At 54.6% G+C, this 19,834-nt stretch carries 27 protein-coding genes; 25 read left to right on the top strand and 2 right to left on the bottom strand.

The features are described 5' to 3' along the window. Nucleotides 1-248 precede the first annotated feature (248 nt). The 23 genes from rplN to dsbD all read left to right on the top strand — a co-directional run bounded on the left by rplN (nt 249) and on the right by dsbD (nt 14,941). A complete protein-coding gene (rplN, locus tag IE156_RS12800; protein WP_003805375.1) occupies nt 249-617 on the top strand; it encodes a 50S ribosomal protein L14 in 369 nt (122 codons plus the stop codon). A gap of 12 nt (nt 618-629) precedes the next feature. Continuing rightward, nucleotides 630-950 carry a 50S ribosomal protein L24 gene (gene rplX, locus IE156_RS12795; protein ID WP_189392895.1) on the top strand — a complete coding sequence of 107 codons (321 nt, stop codon included), beginning with the start codon at nt 630-632 and terminating at the stop codon, nt 948-950. A 12-nt stretch (nt 951-962) separates the two neighbouring features. Continuing rightward, the gene (rplE, locus tag IE156_RS12790; RefSeq protein ID WP_189392894.1) at nt 963-1,502 is read left to right on the top strand and encodes a 50S ribosomal protein L5; all 540 of its coding nucleotides are present in this window, start codon (nt 963-965) and stop codon (nt 1,500-1,502) included. Between the two features lie 10 nt (nt 1,503-1,512). Next, on the top strand, nt 1,513-1,818 hold the full coding sequence (rpsN, locus tag IE156_RS12785; protein ID WP_189392893.1) for a 30S ribosomal protein S14: 306 nt from the start codon (nt 1,513-1,515) through the stop codon (nt 1,816-1,818). Between the two features lie 11 nt (nt 1,819-1,829). Next, nucleotides 1,830-2,225, top strand: coding sequence for a 30S ribosomal protein S8 (gene rpsH, locus IE156_RS12780; RefSeq protein WP_026484822.1), 396 nt, complete (start codon nt 1,830-1,832; stop codon nt 2,223-2,225). A gap of 12 nt (nt 2,226-2,237) precedes the next feature. Further along, a complete protein-coding gene (rplF, locus tag IE156_RS12775; RefSeq protein WP_189392892.1) occupies nt 2,238-2,771 on the top strand; it encodes a 50S ribosomal protein L6 in 534 nt (177 codons plus the stop codon). A 21-nt stretch (nt 2,772-2,792) separates the two neighbouring features. After that, on the top strand, nt 2,793-3,146 hold the full coding sequence (gene rplR, locus IE156_RS12770; protein WP_189392891.1) for a 50S ribosomal protein L18: 354 nt from the start codon (nt 2,793-2,795) through the stop codon (nt 3,144-3,146). Between the two features lie 12 nt (nt 3,147-3,158). Then, entirely contained in the window at nt 3,159-3,680 is a 522-nt protein-coding gene (gene rpsE / locus IE156_RS12765; protein ID WP_189392890.1) for a 30S ribosomal protein S5, read from the top strand. A 3-nt stretch (nt 3,681-3,683) separates the two neighbouring features. Next, the gene (gene rpmD / locus IE156_RS12760) at nt 3,684-3,869 is read left to right on the top strand and encodes a 50S ribosomal protein L30 (RefSeq protein ID WP_003805366.1); all 186 of its coding nucleotides are present in this window, start codon (nt 3,684-3,686) and stop codon (nt 3,867-3,869) included. Between the two features lie 11 nt (nt 3,870-3,880). Then, nucleotides 3,881-4,321, top strand: coding sequence for a 50S ribosomal protein L15 (gene rplO, locus IE156_RS12755; protein ID WP_189392889.1), 441 nt, complete (start codon nt 3,881-3,883; stop codon nt 4,319-4,321). A 12-nt stretch (nt 4,322-4,333) separates the two neighbouring features. Then, nucleotides 4,334-5,659 carry a preprotein translocase subunit SecY gene (gene secY, locus IE156_RS12750; protein WP_003805363.1) on the top strand — a complete coding sequence of 442 codons (1,326 nt, stop codon included), beginning with the start codon at nt 4,334-4,336 and terminating at the stop codon, nt 5,657-5,659. 9 nt (nt 5,660-5,668) lie between these two features. Further along, complete coding sequence (gene infA / locus IE156_RS12745) at nt 5,669-5,887, top strand: translation initiation factor IF-1 (protein ID WP_003805361.1); 219 nt, start codon at nt 5,669-5,671, stop codon at nt 5,885-5,887. Between the two features lie 33 nt (nt 5,888-5,920). Next, entirely contained in the window at nt 5,921-6,034 is a 114-nt protein-coding gene (gene rpmJ, locus IE156_RS12740; RefSeq protein ID WP_003805360.1) for a 50S ribosomal protein L36, read from the top strand. Nucleotides 6,035-6,070: 36 nt separating this feature from the next. Beyond that, nucleotides 6,071-6,436 (top strand): 30S ribosomal protein S13, encoded by a 366-nt coding sequence (rpsM, locus tag IE156_RS12735; protein ID WP_189392888.1) that lies wholly within the window; start codon nt 6,071-6,073, stop codon nt 6,434-6,436. A gap of 14 nt (nt 6,437-6,450) precedes the next feature. Beyond that, nucleotides 6,451-6,849: a 30S ribosomal protein S11 gene (gene rpsK, locus IE156_RS12730; protein ID WP_003805343.1), complete on the top strand. Its 399-nt coding sequence runs from the start codon at nt 6,451-6,453 to the stop codon at nt 6,847-6,849. 11 nt (nt 6,850-6,860) lie between these two features. Next, complete coding sequence (gene rpsD, locus IE156_RS12725) at nt 6,861-7,484, top strand: 30S ribosomal protein S4 (RefSeq protein ID WP_189392887.1); 624 nt, start codon at nt 6,861-6,863, stop codon at nt 7,482-7,484. A gap of 153 nt (nt 7,485-7,637) precedes the next feature. Continuing rightward, nucleotides 7,638-8,621: a DNA-directed RNA polymerase subunit alpha gene (locus tag IE156_RS12720; protein WP_003805337.1), complete on the top strand. Its 984-nt coding sequence runs from the start codon at nt 7,638-7,640 to the stop codon at nt 8,619-8,621. A gap of 203 nt (nt 8,622-8,824) precedes the next feature. Next, a complete protein-coding gene (gene rplQ, locus IE156_RS12715) occupies nt 8,825-9,211 on the top strand; it encodes a 50S ribosomal protein L17 (RefSeq protein ID WP_189392886.1) in 387 nt (128 codons plus the stop codon). A gap of 480 nt (nt 9,212-9,691) precedes the next feature. Next, nucleotides 9,692-10,777: an LLM class flavin-dependent oxidoreductase gene (locus IE156_RS12710; protein ID WP_189392885.1), complete on the top strand. Its 1,086-nt coding sequence runs from the start codon at nt 9,692-9,694 to the stop codon at nt 10,775-10,777. Between the two features lie 124 nt (nt 10,778-10,901). Further along, entirely contained in the window at nt 10,902-11,447 is a 546-nt protein-coding gene (locus IE156_RS12705) for a flavin reductase family protein (RefSeq protein ID WP_189392884.1), read from the top strand. A 131-nt stretch (nt 11,448-11,578) separates the two neighbouring features. Continuing rightward, nucleotides 11,579-12,553, top strand: coding sequence for an AraC family transcriptional regulator (locus tag IE156_RS12700; protein ID WP_189392883.1), 975 nt, complete (start codon nt 11,579-11,581; stop codon nt 12,551-12,553). Between the two features lie 45 nt (nt 12,554-12,598). After that, nucleotides 12,599-12,982 carry a divalent-cation tolerance protein CutA gene (gene cutA / locus IE156_RS12695; protein WP_189392882.1) on the top strand — a complete coding sequence of 128 codons (384 nt, stop codon included), beginning with the start codon at nt 12,599-12,601 and terminating at the stop codon, nt 12,980-12,982. 36 nt (nt 12,983-13,018) lie between these two features. Next, complete coding sequence (gene dsbD / locus IE156_RS12690; protein ID WP_189392881.1) at nt 13,019-14,941, top strand: protein-disulfide reductase DsbD; 1,923 nt, start codon at nt 13,019-13,021, stop codon at nt 14,939-14,941. 118 nt (nt 14,942-15,059) lie between these two features. Here dsbD and hemB read toward each other — a convergent pair whose 3' ends face one another. Continuing rightward, complete coding sequence (hemB, locus tag IE156_RS12685) at nt 15,060-16,079, bottom strand: porphobilinogen synthase (RefSeq protein ID WP_189392880.1); 1,020 nt, start codon at nt 16,077-16,079, stop codon at nt 15,060-15,062. After that, nucleotides 16,076-16,699, bottom strand: coding sequence for a ribosome biogenesis GTP-binding protein YihA/YsxC (gene yihA, locus IE156_RS12680; protein WP_189392879.1), 624 nt, complete (start codon nt 16,697-16,699; stop codon nt 16,076-16,078). Before yihA ends, hemB begins: the two co-directional genes overlap by 4 nt. A 157-nt stretch (nt 16,700-16,856) precedes the next feature. Between yihA and IE156_RS12675 the strand changes: the two genes are divergently transcribed. Then, nucleotides 16,857-17,561, top strand: a complete 705-nt coding sequence (locus IE156_RS12675; protein WP_189392878.1) for a c-type cytochrome — start codon at nt 16,857-16,859, stop codon at nt 17,559-17,561. Between the two features lie 225 nt (nt 17,562-17,786). Next, on the top strand, nt 17,787-19,829 hold the full coding sequence (locus tag IE156_RS12670) for a cytochrome c biogenesis protein ResB (protein ID WP_189392877.1): 2,043 nt from the start codon (nt 17,787-17,789) through the stop codon (nt 19,827-19,829). Nucleotides 19,830-19,834 lie beyond the last annotated feature (5 nt).

Genomic DNA, 19,834 nt, shown 5'->3' with positions numbered 1-19,834 from the left:
TTGCTAGTATATGTGGCTTACCTCTTGATATTGACCGGAGAGGCTTAACAGGCTATCCGGATTGAAGTTGGTAATACAACGTTTTGTCTCTCGCAAGATTTCAACCTAGGGTTCGGCTTGCCGGACCAGATCGAGATCGGGTTTACGGTATCGAACTGGCTGGATCCGAATCTGACGGGACCAAAACTGGTTGTATGACCCGGTCATTTTGGCTGGATCGTTGCAATTAAGTTGGAACAGGAAAAATCATGATTCAAATGCAGACCACGCTGGACGTGGCCGACAACACAGGTGCGCGTTCTGTAATGTGCATCAAAGTGCTGGGCGGCTCGAAGCGCCGTTATGCCGCAATTGGTGACATTATTAAAGTTACCGTTAAAGAAGCGGCCCCGCGCGGACGCGTCAAAAAAGGCGAAATCTACAACGCTGTAGTGGTTCGTACCGCTAAGGGCGTGCGCCGTAAAGACGGTTCGCTGATTCGTTTCGGTGGCAATGCTGCCGTATTGCTCAATGCCAAGCTGGAGCCTATCGGCACCCGCATCTTCGGACCCGTGACGCGTGAACTGCGTACCGAGAAGTTCATGAAGATCGTGTCCCTGGCTCCCGAAGTGCTGTAAGGAGCGCGAAAAATGCAAAAAATTCGTAAAGGCGACGAAGTTATTGTGCTGACCGGTCGTGATAAAAAACGCCGTGGCACCGTACTGCAACGCATCGACGCAGACCACATCCTTGTGGAAGGCATCAATGTCGTCAAAAAACACGTTAAAGCCAATCCTATGGCTGGTACGCAAGGTGGGATCGTCGACAAGACTATGCCTATCAACATCTCGAACGTTGCTCTGTTCAACCCAGAAACTGGCAAGGGCGACCGCGTTGGTATTCAGGTGATCGACGGTCAGAAGACGCGTATTTATCGTTCCAGCGGCAAAGCCGTTGGCGCCAAGGCATAAGGGGCGGATAACATGACACGTTTACAAGAGTTCTACCGCGAAAAAGTGGTTGCCGATCTGCAAAAGCAGTTCGAGTACAAGAGCATCATGGAAGTGCCGCGCATCACCAAGATCACCCTGAACATGGGTGTCTCGGAAGCGGTTGCTGACAAGAAAGTCATCGAGAACGCGGTATCGGACATGACCAAAATTGCTGGTCAAAAGCCCGTTGTCACGAAAACCCGCAAAGCTATTGCCGGTTTTAAGATTCGCGAAGATTACCCGATTGGTTGTATGGTGACCCTGCGCGGTCAACGCATGTACGAATTCCTGGATCGTCTGGTCGCTGTGGCTCTGCCACGCGTACGTGACTTCCGTGGTGTGTCGGGTCGTGCGTTTGACGGTCGTGGCAACTACAACATGGGGGTTAAAGAGCAAATCATTTTCCCCGAAATCGAGTACGACAAAATCGACGCAGTGCGTGGTCTGAACATCAGCATCACTACATCTGCCAAGACGGACGAAGAGGCCAAGGCGCTGCTTAGCGCGTTCAGCTTCCCGTTCCGCAACTAAGGGGCGCAACGTGGCTAAACTTTCCCTCATCAATCGCGACATCAAGCGCGTCAAGCTGGCTGAGAAATTCGCCGCTAAACGTGCCGAACTGAAAGCGACCATTGACGACCAGTCCAAGTCTGACGAAGAACGCTACGAGGCTCGTTTGCAGTTGCAGCAATTGCCACGCAACTCGAACCCGACCCGTCAACGCAACCGTTGCGTTATCACGGGACGCTCTCGCGGTGTTTTCAAGAAATTCGGTTTGACTCGCCATAAAGTGCGCGAAATGGCAATGCGCGGCGAGATCCCCGGTATGACCAAGGCCAGCTGGTAGGAGAAATACACATGAGCATGAGCGATCCAATCGCCGATATGTTGACCCGCGTGCGTAACGCGCAAATGGTCAACAAAACATCGGTTAGCATGCCCTCCTCGAAGCTGAAAGCAGCTATTGCTGCTGTGCTGAAAGACGAAGGCTACATCGAAGATTTCCGCATCGTTGGCGAAAAAGCCAAGCCAGAGCTGGAAGTCACCCTGAAATACTATGCCGGCCAGCCAGTCATCGAACGCATCGACCGCGTTTCGCGTCCTGGACTGCGCATCTACAAAGGCAGCACGAACATCCCTCAAGTCATGAACGGCTTGGGCGTTGCTATCGTCTCTACGTCTCGTGGCGTGATGACCGATCGCAAAGCGCGTGCAGCTGGCGTCGGTGGCGAAGTGCTGTGCTACGTGGCATAAGGAGAACATCATATGTCACGTATCGCTAAGTATCCCGTTTCCCTGCCTGCTGGCGTAGAAACGACTATTGCCGCTGATCAGATCACGGTCAAAGGTCCTCTGGGCACTTTGGTTCAAACTCTGACTGGCGACGTCACCATTGAACTTCAAGACGGTCAGCTGTCTTTTGTGGCTGCGAACGAAACTCGTCACGCAAACGCAATGTCCGGCACCGTGCGCCAACTGGTCAACAACATGGTTGTTGGCGTCAGCGCCGGTTTCGAACGCAAGCTGAGTCTGGTGGGTGTGGGTTTCCGCGCCGCCGTCCAGGGTAATGCCTTGAAGTTGCAGCTTGGTTTCTCGCATGACATCATGCACGACCTGCCTGAAGGCATCAAAGCCGAGTGCCCAACTCCGACGGAAGTCGTGATCAAGGGCTCGAACAAGCAGGTGGTTGGTCAGGTTGCCGCAGAAATTCGTGGCTATCGTCCACCAGAGCCTTACAAAGGCAAGGGTGTACGTTATGTCGGCGAACGCGTCATCCTCAAGGAAACCAAGAAGAAATAAGCCCACAGGCAAGGACGAATCATGGACAAGAAACAATCCCGTATGCGTCGTGCAGTGGCTACTCGCCGCAAGATCGCCGAACTGCGCGTACACCGCCTGTCGGTGCATCGCACGAATACGCATATTTACGCGAGCATCATCTCGCCCGAAGGCGACCGCGTTCTGGCCAGTGCTTCCACTGTCGAGACCGAAGTTCGCAAAGAATTGGCCGTTGGCAGCAACGTAGCGGCAGCCAGCCTGGTTGGCAAGCGCGTCGCCGAAAAGGCGAAGGCTGCGGGCATCGAGACGGTTGCTTTTGACCGCTCGGGCTTCCGTTACCATGGCCGCGTGAAAGCGCTGGCCGAGGCCGCGCGTGAAGCCGGCTTGAAATTCTAAAGGAATTATCAAATGGCTAAAGCACAAGGCAGACAGGCTCCAGAGCAAGAGCGCGATGACGGCCTGAAAGAAAAGATGATTGCGGTCAACCGCGTTAGCAAAGTAGTTAAAGGTGGTCGCACCATGAGCTTTGCTTCGCTGGCCGTAGTTGGTGATGGCGATGGTCGCATCGGCATGGGTAAGGGCAAAGCCCGCGAAGTACCCGTTGCTGTTCAAAAGGCAATGGAACAGGCCCGTCGCGGTCTGGTCAAAGTGCCTTTGAAAAACGGCACTCTGTATCACACCGTCGTTGGTAAGCACGGTGCATCCACCGTTCTGATCTCGCCGGCAGCTGAAGGTACTGGCGTTATTGCTGGTGGCCCAATGCGCGCTATCTTCGAAGTGATGGGCGTGCGCAACGTCGTAGCTAAGAGCCTGGGTTCTAGCAACCCATACAACATGGTTCGCGCTACATTGAACGGTTTGCGTGCTTGCTCGACACCTGCTGATATTGCTGCCAAGCGCGGCAAGACAGTTGAAGAAATTCTGGGGTAAGTCATGGCACAGAAACAAATCAAAGTTACGTTGGTGCGTTCGGTCATCGGCACTAAGCAAAGCCACCGCGACACTGTTCGCGGCCTGGGTCTGCGCCGAGTCAACACCAGCCGTGTATTGGTTGATACTCCTGAGGTTCGTGGGATGATCCGTAAGGTGGATTATCTGGTTACGGTCTCGGAAGCCTGAAAGGAATCGGGATGTCAGAATTGCAATTAAACAATCTCAAGCCCGCCGCTGGCGCCAAACACGCACCACGTCGTGTTGGTCGCGGTGTCGGTTCTGGCTTGGGTAAAACCGGCGGACGTGGTCATAAAGGCCAAAAATCTCGCTCGGGTGGTTTTCATAAAGTCGGTTTCGAAGGCGGTCAAATGCCTTTGCAACGTCGTTTGCCTAAGCGTGGTTTCACCACCTTGGACGACCACCTGTACGCAGAAGTACGTCTGTCCGAACTGCAAAAAATGGATGCCGAAGTTATCGACGTCCAGGCACTGAAGCAGGCTGGCGTGGTTGGCCAAATGGTGCGTTACGCTAAAGTCATCAAGTCCGGTGAACTTTCCCGTAAAGTTGCGCTGAAAGGCATTAATGCAACGGCCGGCGCTCGCGCCGTGATCGAAGCAGCCGGCGGCTCGCTGGAATAACAAGGGGTCACGGTGGCAAAAGCTCAGGCACAGAGTAAGTCGGGTCCGCGCTACGGCGATTTGAAACGTCGTCTCGTTTTCCTGTTGCTCGCCCTGATTGTCTACCGCTTGGGTACGCACATTCCGGTACCAGGCATCAATCCTGATGCCTTGTCCGAACTGTTTACTCAAAACCAGAGTGGTATTCTGGGTTTGTTTAACATGTTCTCCGGTGGTGCTTTAGAGCGATTCTCAGTGTTCGCACTGGGAATCATGCCCTACATCTCAGCGTCTATCATCATGCAATTGATGACCGCTGTGGTGCCTACGCTGGAAGCAATCAAGAAAGAGGGTGAGTCGGGTCGTCGCAAGATCACGCAATACACCCGTTACGGAACGGTCTTTTTGGCCTTGTTCCAGGGAGTTGGGATTTCCATCGCTCTAGAATCGCAACCTGGTCTGGTTATCGACCCAGGAATGCTGTTTCGCTTCACGACAGTGGTAACACTGGTCACTGGCACCATGTTCGTCATGTGGCTGGGTGAACAGATCACTGAACGGGGGTTGGGTAATGGTATTTCCATTCTGATCTTCGCCGGTATCGTAGCGGGTCTGCCTAATGCTTTGGGCGGTATGCTTGATCTGGTGCGTACGGATTCCATGTCGATTTTATCGGCACTGTTTATCCTCGTTTTAGTAGCCGCCGTCACGTACTTCGTCGTCTTTGTCGAGCGTGGTCAGCGTCGTATCACGGTCAACTACGCCAAACGGCAAGTTGGTAATCGTATCTATGGTGGTCAAAGCTCGCATTTGCCGCTGAAACTGAATATGGCTGGTGTGATCCCTCCGATCTTCGCCTCGTCCATCATTCTGTTGCCAGCGACGATTGCTAATTGGTTCTCCAGCACGCCCGGTTTGGGTTGGCTGCGTGAAATCGAGGCTGCTTTGTCGCCGCGTCAGCCGCTTTACATTACTTTGTTCTCCGCGCTGATCATTTTGTTCTGCTTTTTCTACACGGCCCTGGTGTTTAACAGCCGCGAAACTGCAGACAACTTGAAAAAGAGTGGAGCTTTCGTACCAGGGATTCGTCCCGGTGATCAGACAGCGCGTTATATCGATAAGATTTTGATGCGTTTGACGTTGGCCGGTGCTATCTACATCACCTTGGTATGTCTGGTACCAGAGTTCTTGCAAATGCGCTGGAATGTACCGTTCTATTTCGGCGGCACATCCTTGCTGATTATTGTTGTAGTAACCATGGACTTCATGGCGCAGGCTCAGGCCTATGTCATGTCACAACAATACGACTCGCTGCTCAAGAAGGCTAACTTCAAAGGCTCGAGCTTGCCGATGCGGTAATTTACGAAAATGGCAAAGGACGACGTTATTCAAATGCAGGGACAGGTTCTTGAGAACCTTCCCAACGCAACTTTTCGCGTCAAGCTGGAAAATGGTCACGTAGTGCTTGGATACATTTCAGGCAAAATGCGTATGCACTATATCCGGATTCTGCCGGGCGACAAGGTCACTGTGGAGCTCACGCCCTATGATCTATCCCGAGCACGAATTGTGTTCCGCTCCAAATAAGCGGCCCGGTTACAGGAAACTAGGAGTCAAACCATGAAGGTAATGGCATCAGTAAAGCGGATCTGCCGCAACTGCAAAATCATTAAACGTCATGGCGTGGTGCGAGTCATCTGCACCGATCCACGCCACAAGCAGCGTCAAGGCTAGGTCGCCGAAACGCAACCGATTTAACAAGGAATAACCATGGCCCGTATTGCCGGCATTAACATCCCGCCGCATCAACACGCCGAAATCGGTCTTACCGCGATTTTCGGCATCGGTCGCACCCGCGCTCGCAAGATTTGCGTTGCGTCGGGCATTGAATACTCCAAGAAAGTCAAAGATCTGACCGACGCGGAACTCGAGCGCATTCGCGAACAGATCGGCCTGTTCACCGTAGAAGGTGACCTGCGTCGTGAAGTCCAGCTCTCGATCAAGCGTTTGGCTGACTTGGGAACATACCGTGGCATGCGTCACCGTCGCGGTCTGCCAGTGCGCGGCCAACGTACACGCACTAACGCTCGCACCCGTAAAGGTCCGCGTCGTGCCGCCGCGTCCCTGAAGAAATAATCGAGGAATAGAAGATGGCCAAAGCTTCTAGCAGCGCTTCACGCGCACGCAAGAAAGTCAAAAAAAGCGTGTCGGACGGGATTGCTCACGTCCACGCTTCTTTTAACAACACGATCATCACCATTACTGACCGTCAGGGCAACGCGTTGTCCTGGGCTACGTCGGGTGGCGCGGGCTTTAAAGGCTCTCGCAAATCCACGCCGTTTGCCGCGCAGGTTGCCGCTGAAACAGCCGGCCGCACTGCCATGGAGTACGGTATTAAAAATCTTGAAGTTCGCATCAAGGGTCCCGGTCCCGGCCGTGAATCGTCTGTGCGTGCTCTGAATGCTCTGGGTATCAAGATTACCAGCATTGCAGACATCACACCGGTTCCGCATAACGGTTGCCGTCCACCCAAGCGTCGTCGCATCTAAGGGGAAGCAAAGTGGCTCGTTATATTGGACCAAAGTGCAAACTCTCGCGTCGCGAGGGTACTGATCTGTTTTTGAAGAGCGCCCGTCGCTCCTTGGATTCCAAGTGCAAACTGGAATCGCGTCCTGGTCAGCACGGCCGCACCTCCGGTGCCCGTACTTCTGACTTCGGTCTGCAGCTGCGCGAAAAGCAAAAGCTCAAGCGTATGTACGGCGTGCTGGAAAAGCAATTCCGTAAATACTACGTTGAAGCTGATCGCCGCCGTGGCAACACCGGTGAAACGCTGATTCAGTTGTTGGAATCGCGTCTGGACAACGTGGTTTACCGCATGGGTTTCGGCTCTACACGTGCTGAAGCTCGTCAGCTGGTGAATCACCGCGCTATTGAAGTCAACGGTCATACCGCTGACATCGCTTCCATGCTGATCAAGGTTGGTGACGTTGTTGCCGTCCGCGAAAAAGCTAAGTCCCAAGGCCGTATCAAGGAATCCCTGGATCTGGCTACGGGTATTGGCTTGCCTCAGTGGGTGGAAGTTGACGCTGCCAAGCTGTCCGGCGTCTTCAAGCAAGTCCCTGATCGCGCTGATGTCGCTCAAGACGTCAACGAATCGCTGGTTGTTGAGTTGTACTCGCGTTAATTTTTCACGCGAAGACCGCTTACGCAATGCAGTAAAGCAAGCCCACTTCCCGTTTTTCGGCAAGTGGGCTTTGCGATACTTTTCTGCTGGCTCTGGCCAGTTTCCGTCAGCCTTATCGGTGTAACGAGCCGAGGGTATTGAAAAGGAAATCGAATGTCTCAAGGTTTTTTGAAACCCCGTTCTATCGAAGTTGAACCGATCAGCAAAAATCACGCCAAAGTGATCATGGAGCCTTTCGAGCGCGGCTACGGCCACACTCTGGGCAACGCACTGCGTCGTATCTTGCTGTCCTCCATGACTGGTTATGCGCCTACAGAAGTGCAGATCACCGGTGTGGTGCACGAATACTCCACACTGCCAGGTGTGGGTGAGGACGTGGTTGATATCTTGATGAACCTGAAGGGCGTAGTGTTCAAGCTGCACAGCCGTGAAGAAGTCACCCTGATCCTGCGCAAAGAAGGCGCTGGCCAGGTTCTGGCTAGTGACATCGAATTGCCGCACGACGTTGAAATCATCAACCCAAATCATGTGATTGCCACCTTGACCGACGACGGCAAGCTGGAAATGCAGATCAAGGTTGAGCAAGGCCGTGGCTATGTGCCTGGTAACGTTCGTGCCTTGGCTGATGATCGCACTCACACCATTGGCCGTATTGTGCTGGACGCATCCTACAGCCCAGTGCGTCGTGTTAGCTATGCGGTCGAAAACGCCCGTGTGGAACAACGTACTGACCTGGACAAGCTGGTTCTGGACATTGAAACCAACGGCGTGATCTCGCCCGAGGAAGCAGTGCGTCAGTCCGCTCGCATCCTGATGGATCAGATCTCTGTGTTTGCTGCTCTGGAAGGTGTGGGCGATGCCTACGAAGCCCCAGTGCGTGGCGCTCCACAGATCGATCCAGTCTTGCTGCGTCCAGTCGACGATCTGGAATTGACAGTTCGTTCCGCAAACTGCCTGAAAGCCGAAAATATTTACTACATCGGTGATCTGATCCAGCGCACCGAAAACGAGCTGTTGAAGACTCCAAACCTGGGCCGCAAGTCCTTGAACGAAATCAAGGAAGTCTTGGCTGCACGTGGTCTGACTTTGGGCATGAAGCTCGAAAATTGGCCACCTCTGGGCCTTGAGCGTCCTTAAGTTGTCATCAAGACGGTAGTTTCTTAGACGCCACTTACACTTTTTTGGGTGTTGTACACCTGCAAAAAGTGTGAGTGGTGGCTAAAAATATGCTATTGTTTTGCGCTGTCCATCTGGTCCGCAGCTTAGCTGATAGAAGAACCGGATTTACGCATGTCGCATAAGCGGCGTGCCAATTAGATTCATTATTTAGGAAAATCATCATGCGTCACCGTCACGGTCTACGTAAACTGAATCGTACCAGCAGCCACCGTTTGGCCATGTTCCGCAACATGTCCGTATCCCTGCTGACTCACGAAGCCATCAAAACCACACTGCCTAAAGCTAAAGAGCTGCGTCGCGTGGTTGAGCCTCTGATCACTTTGGCTAAGAACCCAACTTTGGCTAACCGCCGCTTGGCTTTCGCCCGTCTGCGCGACCGCGATGCCGTTACCAAGTTGTTTGAAGTGATTGGCCCACGTTACCAAGAGCGTAACGGTGGCTACACTCGTGTTCTGAAAATGGGTTTCCGTCAGGGCGACAACGCTCCTATGGCATTCATGGAACTGGTAGATCGTCCAGAAGCTCAGGAAGAAGCCGCTGCTGAATAAGCGCCGCTTGTTTCTACAGTAGTATTGAAAACGGACTCTCAGGAGTCCGTTTTTTTATGCCTGGGCTATTTGCAGCATCAAGGTTGGGGGGCTTTGTCTTGGAACAGCTCTAGGCTCGGCTCTCCGCAATAAGTCTCAAGTCTTGAACCTAAAGGCCAGCCCCAATGTGAAACCGGACCGCATGGGGCCGAGCTACAAACTAGAGCTCTGGTTTCAAGCCTCAGTTTAGAGGGGAGGCGTAAAGCAGGGGCTGGTACGTGTCAAAAATTGCTTAAAAAAATCTCGGCAAGGCTCTGTTATATAAGGGTTTTTACTAGGTTCTGCTGTCGGTATCGCTTTATGGTTCAAATAATTGCAGGCAATTGATAAAACCGGCAAGGATCCGATAGTGGGCCTTCAGGCTACTCCCTAAAATCAGCGCTATGTCAGCGTCGCCATGGTGGCGATCTGCAAAGCACAATGATTTTCAGGAGACTGGCGATGGCACAGAATACATTGCTCACACACGATAAGTTTTTGCTGGGCACCTTTGCCACTAACTGCGGTGGTGGCATGACGGTATCCACTTTGCCTGATCGCTGGCAGGCCACGTGGGAAAATAATTTGAAGCTGGGTAAGCTGCTGGATGATGCCGGCATGGACTTCATGCTGCCTATTGCGCGCTGGATTGGTTACGGTGGCGAAACAGATTTTCACGGCTACGTGCTGGAAACCGTGACCTGGGCGACGGCTTTGCTGGCTAATACGCGCAATATCAGTGTGTTTGCTACGGTGCATACTGTTGCCAACCATCCTGTTGTGGTTGCCAAGCAGATTGCCACCATGGCGCAGATAAGTGGCAACCGGGTGGGTTTGAATATCGTGGCAGGTTGGAATAAACCTGAATACGATGCTTTGGGTGTGAAGCTGCCAGATGATCACGAAACACGTTATGGCTATGCACAGGAGTGGTTCGATTTCATCAAGAAGATCTGGCACCACGATGGCCGTTTTGATTGGGATGGTAAATACTTCCAGGCCAAGGGTGTGTACGGTAATCCCCGCCCTGAGTTTGATCCCCCTATCTTCAATGCCGCCGGTTCTGGCCAGGGCCGTGAGTTTGCCAGCCGCAATGCCAATTTCCTGTTCACGCCAGCGATGGAGCTGGAGCGCTCGAAGAAAGAAGTGGCTGAGCTCAAGGCGCAAGGCGATGCACAGGGCCGTAAGGTCGATGTCATGACTTTCTCGCACGTGGTGTGCCGTCCTACCGAAACGGAAGCCAAGGCCGAGTGGGAGCGCATCATGGGTAATATCGACAATGGTGCCGTGGACAATCTGATGAATTTGCAGTTTGCTCATGCTCACTCTTTCCCGCACGAGTTGTTGGAACAGATCCGTGAGCGTATGGCGGCCGGCCATGGTGGTTTTCCGCTGGTGGGAACGCCCGAGCAAGTGGCAGATGGTTTGTGTGCTCTACACGCGGCTGGTTTCCGGGGAACAACCTTGTCCTTTGTGGACTATGTAAAGGAATTCCCGTATTTCCGTGATACTGTGCTGCCTTTGTTGCAGCAGCGTGGCATTCGCTAACAGCGATCCGCTGGCCATCCGGCAGATTTAGGTTCTGCCTTGGGGGGATGGTCAGTGCACATCAGCCATGCAGGCAACACTGTCGTTAAGGCGGTGTTGCTCACAAGATTAAAAAAGGTGAATCATGTCTGTGGAGTTGGCTTCCTTGCCGACAGATCAAGCGCTATCCGCGCCGGGGGTTTCTGCCGAGCAGTTCAAAATGGCGATGCGCCATCTGGGTGGTACGGCTAATGTCATTACGGTCGAACATCAGGGAGAGCGTAGCGGCTTGACCGCGACCTCGGTGACCTCAGTGGCGGCCGACCCGGCAGAGGTGTTGGTCTGCGTGAATCAAAGCTCCTCGTCCTGGCCTTTGATGCGCGATAGCGGTTTGTTTGGTGTGAATATTCTGGGTGTTGAGCAAGCCAGCCTGGCTTTGCAGTTTGCCGGTTTCAAAGGCGAACAGGGCGATGCTCGTTACGCCGGACATGACTGGCTGCGTACCGAGCACGGTATTTGGCTGGCCCGACAAGCGCCCGCGGCCTTGGCCTGCCAGATCGTAGAAGTGATCGAACGCCATAGCCACGCCCTGGTATTGGGGCGGGTGCTGCAAGTGCATCATGCCGAGCAGGAACAGGATTCTCCCTTGCTGTATTGGCAGGGACGCTTTGGCCGTTTTGAGGGCCAGTAAACCGTTGAGACCGCTGTTCCTGGCTTGATCCGTGCCTAGTGGTGGGTCAGCCTAGGGATTGTCTCGATGTTGCAGTGCAAGAGGCTGTGCCAAACTAGGGCACAGCTTTTTTATCGCTTGTCGCGACGCTCATGACCACCATACTGAATCGCTATGCCCAGCTGCATTCGCAGGATGTGGACTGCGTTCAGCACTATATCTCCCAGGTTTTCTGCCCCCACAATCTGACGCTGACGGATACGCGTCAGCGCCTGAATGCGCGCCTGTATCTGCGCCAGGGCCAGGATGTGGCGTATGGTCGCTTGCGCTATGGTGCACAGGTGCAGATTGAGCCTCAACCGCTGGACGATTTCTATCTTCTGCAGATCCCCCTCTCGGGGCAAGAGCAGATCCATACTGCGCATGGACGTTTTTCATCCACATCGCGTCTGGCTTCCATTATCAGCCCCACCCAAGCCTTCAGCATGGAACACAGCCTGGAGGCCGATAAGCTGTTTGTGCGTATTGGACGTCAAGGACTGGAGCGCCATTATCAGGACTATTTCGCGCAGCCTGTACGTGGACCGCTGGAGTTCCAACCTTCCATTCCTTTGGATGCGCCCGATGGTGCCAGTTTGCGCCGTTTACTGGATTGGCAGTTTGCCGAAGTCTCGGATGGCTCCTTATTCGATCAGCCGCGTCAGGTTCGGCAGTTTGAGCAAACCTTGATCTACGCCTTGTTCGAGCTGCATCAGCACAATCAGCCCGTTCATAAGACTGCCGCTGCTTTACCGTATGTTGTGCGACGGGCCCTGGATTTCATGGAAAGTCAGGCCGGCCAGTCCATCACAATTGGCGATATTGCTCAGGCCGCCGGGGTTAGCGTGCGTAGTTTGTATGCCGGATTCCGGGAGCATCTCGGTGTGGCCCCTATGGCGCGCTTAAAGCAGATGCGGCTGGAAGCGGCACGACACCATTTGCTGAATGGGGGCCTGTCGGTGACCGATGTGGCTCTGGCCTGTGGTTTTACCCACCTTGGGCAGTTTTCGGCGGATTACCGGCGCAGTTATGGCGAGCGCCCGTCTGAAACCTTAAGTGGTTTGAGTCGTTCCCGAGCCTGCGTCTAATTACAGGCGAAGCGCTACACTACGGGCTCTGATCAGGAGCCTTGCATGTCCGATAGTCCCTCCCACTCCAAGCCTGAACTCGCCTTGACTGTGCCCGATCTGGAGGCGCAGCAACTGGTGTTGGTGCAAAGTACCGTGCCCGATATGATGCTGGCCAAATACCTGGCGCACCATCTGGTGGAGGATGGAATTGTTGCGTGTGCGAACCTTGCGCCCAGCAGTTTGTCTATGTACATGTGGCAAGGGGAGTTACAGGGCGATGAGGAAATCACGCTGACTTTCAAAACCACAGTAGCCCGGCTACCGGAACTGGCAGATCGCTTGCGGGAGCAGCATCCGTACGAACTGCCTGAACTAATTGTTCTTCCCGTTGTTGGTGGTTTCACCGCTTATCTGGATTGGGTGCGGACCCAGACGCGTCCTACCTGATCCAGATGACTCAGCCTAAAAAACCGGAATAGATTTGTGTCCTTGTCTTTGAAGCGTTCCCTGTTTTCCCCCCAGCGTCTTGGCGCCTGGTTTGCTGTTTTCTTTGTCTTGATGCTGGCCTGGTTGGCAGCGGCCCCTTTAACGGCCCAGGCAGAAGAAGAGTTTTTGGACCCGGAGCAGGCTTTTGTCCTGACCGCGGCCATGAGCCAGCCAGATCAACTGGATATCCATTTCCAGATCGCGCCTGAATACTATATGTACCGCAAGCGCTTTGAGTTCTCGACCGAGAAAGCAGAGCACTTGGGGACGCCCCAGTTTCCAGATGGCGAAAAAGTCTACGACCCCACCTTTGACGAGGTCATGGAGGTTTATCGGAGCTCAGTGACACTGCGAGTTCCGGTGTTGGTAGATAGCTCCATCGGCCAGGATCTGAAAATTGATGTGGTCAGCCAAGGCTGCGCGGATGCGGGCCTGTGTTATTCCCCCTCTACTCAAACCTTGACCCTGATCCCGACCGGACAAGGTTGGGAGGTGGCTGGGCAGTTTGGTGTTGTTTCTGTACCGGCTCCCGGTGAAGGTTCGGCACAGCAGACGGGCGTTGCTAAGACGGCAAGCGTCAACCCGAATGCAGGGGGTATGGCATCGGCGTTGAGCCTGAGCGATGTGGGCCTGGCTGATTATCTGAAGCAGGCGGGCTGGGGGCAGATTGTGCTGCTGAGCTTTGTATTCGGCTTGCTGCTGTCCTTTACGCCTTGCGTGCTGCCGATGGTACCGATTTTGCTGTCTATCATCGCGGGCCGTAACCAGCCGGCACCATCGCGTTGGCATGGCCTGAAAATGGCTTTCGTCTTTGTGCTTGGCCTGTCACTGGTTTATACCTTGCTGGGTGTTGCCGCCGGTTTGTTGGGCGCAGGTTTGGCAAGCTGGCTGCAAAATCCTTGGGTTTTGGGCTTGTTTGCACTGATTCTGGTGGCTCTGGCTCTGTCCATGCTGGATGTCTTTACCTTGCAGGCTCCAGCCGGTTTGCAGACGCGCCTGAACGAGAGAATGAATCGTTTACCCGGTGGTCAACTGGGTGGCGTGTTCCTGATGGGCATGTTGTCTGCCTTGATTGTTGGTCCTTGCGTGGCCGCTCCCTTGGCGGGTGTGCTGTTGTTTATCTCGCAGACGGGTGATGTAGTTCTGGGTGGTTCGGCGCTGTTTGCTTTGGCCTGGGGTTCGGGCGTGCTGCTGCTGGTTGTCGGGGCAGGCTCTGGAAGCTTGCTGCCCAAGGCTGGTGCCTGGATGGAAAGTGTCAAAACTGCTTTTGGTGTTTTGCTTCTGGCGACGGCTTGGTGGATGGTCTCACCCTTGATGTCCGGCACTATCGCTGTCTTTGGGTGGGTGGTGCTGGCTTTGTGGGCTGCGGCTTTGCTGGGGGCTTTTGGACGAGGCACAGCACCCCGCACCCCGTGGTCGGGATTGCGGCAAGGTGTAGGTGTCTTGTTGGCCGTCTGGGCCATCATGATGTTGATTAGTATCGCTTTGGCGCGCCCTAGTGTGATTCGTCCTTTGGAAGGTTTGAAATCTACGGGCACAGTGGCAGCGGCTCACAGCAAGGTCGAGTTCCAGCGCGTGCTGACCCTGCAAGAGCTGGACGAGCGGCTGGCCAAGGCAACGCGCCCTGTGATGCTGGATTTCTACGCGGACTGGTGCGTGTCCTGCATCGAGATGGAGAACTTCACCTTTAGTGATCCTGCCGTGGCGCAGCGTATGGCGCAGTTCGAACTGCTGCAGGTCGATGTGACGGCCAATACCCCCGAGGATCGGGAACTGCTGAAGCACTTCCGTCTGTTTGGCCCTCCCGGCATCATGTTTTTTGATTCCAAGGGAAAGCAGTTGGAACAACTGCGCGTTATCGGTTTTCAGGACGCAGCCCGCTTTTCCAAAGTGCTTGATGAGGTGCTGGCGGGTGCCTAAACCCCTTGATAGGATCGAAATGATCTCTATTTGGGTCTAACAGGCGATAGACCGTCGCGTACAAGCAACAAAAAACGCAGCTCACAGGCTGCGTTTTTTGCATTCTGATTGATGTGAATCAGGAGTTCTGTTCGCGCATCAATTTGGCGGCTTCGATGGCGAAATAGGTCAGAATGCCGTCGCCACCCGCGCGTTTGAACGCCAGCAGGGACTCCATCATGACCTTGTCGTGATCCAGCCAGCCGTTCTGGGCGGCGGCTTTGATCATCGCGTACTCACCACTGACTTGGTAGGCATAGGTGGGCATACCAAAGGCGTCCTTCACGTCGCGAAGGATGTCCAGATACGGCAGGCCGGGTTTGACCATGACCATATCGGCGCCTTCGCGGATGTCAGCAGCCACTTCACGCAGCGCTTCGTTACGGTTGGCGGGGTCCATCTGGTAGGTGTTCTTGTTGGAACGTCCCAGATTGGCAGCCGAACCCACCGCGTCGCGGAAGGGGCCGTAGAAGGCGCTGGCGTACTTGGCCGAGTAAGCCATGATGCGGGTGTGGATGAACTGGTTCTTGTCCAAGGCCGCACGAATGGAGCCGATACGGCCATCCATCATGTCGCTGGGAGCCACAATATCCACGCCTGCCTGGGCCTGGGTTTGGGCCTGGCGGATCAGCATGGCAACGGTTTCTTCGTTCAGGATGTGGCCGTCATTGTCCAGAATGCCGTCCTGACCGTGGCTGGTATAGGGGTCCAGCGCCACGTCCGTCAGCACGCCCAACTCGGGGAATTGCTGTTTGAGCATGCCCACAACCCGTGGAATCAAGCCGTCCGGGTTAGCCGCTTCGCTGCCATCCGGCGTTTTCAAAGACGGGTCGATAGAGGGAAACAGGGACAGTACGGGAATGCCCAGTTCCATGCATTGTTCGCCCACACGCATCAATTCGTCGGGCGAGTAACGCATGACGCCAGGCATGGAGCCGACTTGCTCCTGAACTTTCTCGCCTTCACGCACAAAGACCGGGTAGATCAGATCGTCCGTGGACAGGCGGTTTTCGCGCACCAGACGGCGGGAAAACTCATCGCGACGGTTACGGCGCAGACGAGTATTGGGAAAGTCGGCAGGAGGAATAAAACGGGTCATGGAACAACCTTCGGAGAAATCCAGTTTTCGATGTATTCGGTTGCTTCGGGCAGGCCGATACGGTCGGTGGAGGAAAAGGGCAGCGCGTGCAAAGCGCCGATTTCCTGAAGCTGGCGGCGTACGTCGGCAACGGCCTTGATGCGTTTTCCATAAGGTAGTTTGTCGGCCTTGGTCAACAGCGCCAGTACGGGCTTGCCGGTAGGCGCAATCCATTGGGCCAGGCGCATATCCAGCTCGGTGACGCCGCGACGGATGTCGACTAAGAGCACAATGCCGGCAATCGAAGGACGCGTGGCTAGGTAGTCGCCCAGGATTTCAGCCCAGTCTTGGCGTTCGTGGCGGGCCACGGCGGCATAGCCGTAGCCCGGCAAGTCCACCAGGTGGCCCAGGAAGTCGCCCGGCGAGAGCGGGTCGGGTATGCCGAACATATTGATCAGACGTGTTCGTCCCGGCGTTTTACTGGAAAAAGCCAGTTTTCTTTGGTTGGCCAGCACATTGATGGCGGAGGATTTGCCCGCATTGGAGCGCCCCACAAAGCAGACCTCTGGAGGGCCGGGAGGGGGCAGCTGATCGATCTGAGCAGCTGAAATCGTGAAGTGAGCGCGGTGCAGTATCGACATGGTTGCAGCGTAATTCCATATTGGTTCAGCGCCTATTGTATAATCTCTCGATTTGAAACAGTAATGTCGTATTCCGTTGGGTACTGATCAGCGGCTTACGGTGGCTTTTGCGGGGCGCATGCGGCACCCCGATTGATTCGCGATTATCGAGGTCCAAATGAAGCGTGCGCTTTCCCGAGTCGTTATCGCAAGCAGCCTGACGATGGCTTGCTCTGCGGTTTTTACCGCTAACGTGGCCAATGCAGCTGGTCTGCCCAAGCCCGATGCCGCCAAAGGCGAGCAGCTCTACCTGCAAGGTGAGATGTCGCGTGGCGTGCTGGCCTGTGTGACCTGTCACGGGGATGGCGGCAACAGCATTATTCCAGTGAACCCGTCGCTGGCTCACCAGCCGTACGAGTACCTGGTCAAGCAGCTGCACGACTTCCGTGCCAAGGACGAGAAGTCCTTGCCCTCGCGTCGTGGCCCAGAAGGCGCCAACAGCCTGATGACTGCCATCGCGGCTGGCCTGACTGAAGAAGACATGAAAAACGTGTCGCTGTATCTGTCCCAACAGTCCGTGGACTGGGAACAGGCAGCTAACGCTAGCAAAGAAGACACCATGGAACGCGGCCAAAAGATCTGGCGCGGCGGTTTGCCCGAGCGCGGTGTTGCTGCCTGTGCTGCTTGCCACTCGCCTGATGGCGCAGGTATGCCTGGTCAGTTCCCTCGTCTGGCTGGCCAGCATCCGTCTTATATTGCCGAACAGCTCAAACTGTTCCGCAGTGGTGATCGTGCCAATGGCCCGATGATGCATGACATTGCAGATCGTATGTCGGACTCCGACATTGCGGCTGTGTCAGATTTCGCAGCCGGCCTGCGTTAATCAGTCTAAGGGGGCCATTGGCCCCCTGACTGTCTAAAGCCTGACATTCGCTTTGGCCCCAGCTTCCTGAAGGTCGTGGCGGTTTGGGTGCCTTAACAAGGAGCCGTGCCGATTTAGGCCGGTTTTCTTGCTGGTGTCTTGTTACGCGATCGAACTTTGTGCGCGTTCCGCACTCAAAGTCGGGATGTTTCCGGTGAACCTCCCCCACCTCCTAAGCTAGCCTTTGTGAAAAAAGTATCCCCCGTACGTCGCTTTGCGGCCGATTTCCTGGAATTGCTCGGTTCGATGCGCTTTGCCATCAGCTTGCTGATGTTCATTTGCGTAGCTAGCCTGATCGGTACCGTTTTGGCGCAAAATCAGCCGGCTAATACTTATATCGATCAATTCGGGCCGTACTGGTTCGAGTTTTTTGATCATTTCTCGATCTGGTCCATCTACAACAGTGGCTGGTTCATGGTCATCATGACGTTTCTGGTGGTCTCGACCACTCTGTGCGTCATTCGCAATGCCCCCAAAATGATCCGCGAGATGCGCACGTTCAAAGAGCACGTGCGTGGCGGTAGCTTGAAAGCCTTCCCGCATCGGGTGGAGCTGGAAAGTGCAGGTGCCCCGGAACATAGTCGTGAACAGGTGCAAGGGTGGTTGCAGTCGCAGGGCTATGCCGTGCGCGTGCGTCAGGATGACGACGGCAGCATGATGCTGGCGGCTAAAAAGGGCAGCGCCAACCGGTTGGGCTACATTTTTGCTCACCTGGCGATTGTGGTGATTTGTGTGGGCGGCCTGCTCGACAGTGAATTGCCGGTGCGTCTGCAGGTTTGGTTGGGTGGTAAACAGCCCATTACCGAAAACATGCTGATTTCCCAAGTGCCTGAAACGGGGCGACTTGGCTTGGGTAATCCCAGTTTCCGCGCCAATATGCTGGTACCTGAAGGTGCCCGTACGGCCACAGCGGTGATTAATTCTGGCGAGGGCGTGCTGATTCAGCCTTTGCCGTTTGCCCTGGAGCTCAAGCGCTTCCTGGTGGAGTACTACTCCACCGGCATGCCCAGTAGTTTCAAGAGTGAAGTGGAAGTTACCGATCCGGTAACCGGCCATACTTTCGAGCGCACGATCGAGGTGAATGAGCCTTTGCGCTACAAGGGCGTTACCGTTTACCAATCCGGTTTTGATGATGGCGGCAGTATTCTGAGCCTGCAGGGCTACCCCTTGGTGGGACCTGGCGCCAAACCGTTTGAACTGAACGGCAAAGTGGGCGAGAGCATGGGTATCACTGCCCAGCAAAGCCCCAGCGATCATCCTTTGACGGTCCAGCTGACGGAGCTGCGGCCCATCAACGTGGAAAACCTGTCTGAAGGGGACCCACAGCCCAAGGCCATGATTGAACACGTTGCTGCTGTAACCGGTAGCGCTGCCAATAAAAAAGACCAGCATCTGAAGAACGTGGGCCCTAGCGTGAACTACCGCCTGATTGACGATCAAGGTCAGTCTCGTGAGTTTGTGAACTACATGCTGCCCGTTGAGCTGGATGGCACTTTGGTTTTTCTGGCCGGGATGCGGTTCTCTCCCGCTGAGCCATTCCGCTATGTCCGCTTTCCCGCTGATGAAAATGGTTCTTTGAAAGAATTCATGAATCTGCGTGCGGCCACCCAGAACGAGGCGCTGGTGACCCAGGCGGCCGAGCGCTTTGCAGAGCGTAATTCGTCTTCGCCTGAGCAAAAAGAGTTGATGCTTTCGGCGTCCAAGACAGCTTTGCAAACGTTTGTACGAGCTGGCTTTGATGGTTTGATCAGCCGGGTGCCTGAGGCCGAACGCGAACGTATTCTGGGTTTTGCAATTCCCATGATTCAGTTCACACTATCTGAATTGCGTGATCTGATCAGGCAGCAACAAGGTTTGCCGGAACTGGATTACAGCCAGGAAAATAGCGACGCTAATCGCTGGATTCAGTCTGCTGTGTTGGCCTTTGCAAACCTGCCCGATTATCCCGCTCCCGTTATCTTGACCTTGAGCAGCTTCGAGCAAGTTCAGGCCAGCGTATTCCAGGTGGCGCGCAGTCCAGGCATGTACATTGTGTATCTGGGTTGTTTGTTTCTGATTATTGGCGTGTTCTCGATGTTTTATATCCGGGATCGCCGTGTGTGGGTCTGGATTCGCCCTCACAACCAAGGTAGCCGTTTGATGGCTGCCATGACCTCTCAACGTCGCAACTTGGACTTTAACCTCGAGTTTGATCGCCTGAAAACGGCGTTCAACCGGCTATCTGTCTGACAAGG

This window comes from Alcaligenes pakistanensis, assembly GCF_014652815.1.
GTDB lineage: Bacteria > Pseudomonadota > Gammaproteobacteria > Burkholderiales > Burkholderiaceae_B > Alcaligenes > Alcaligenes pakistanensis.
The sequence above is the reverse complement of the archived record's forward strand: the minus strand, read 5'-3'. Positions and strand labels throughout refer to the sequence as shown.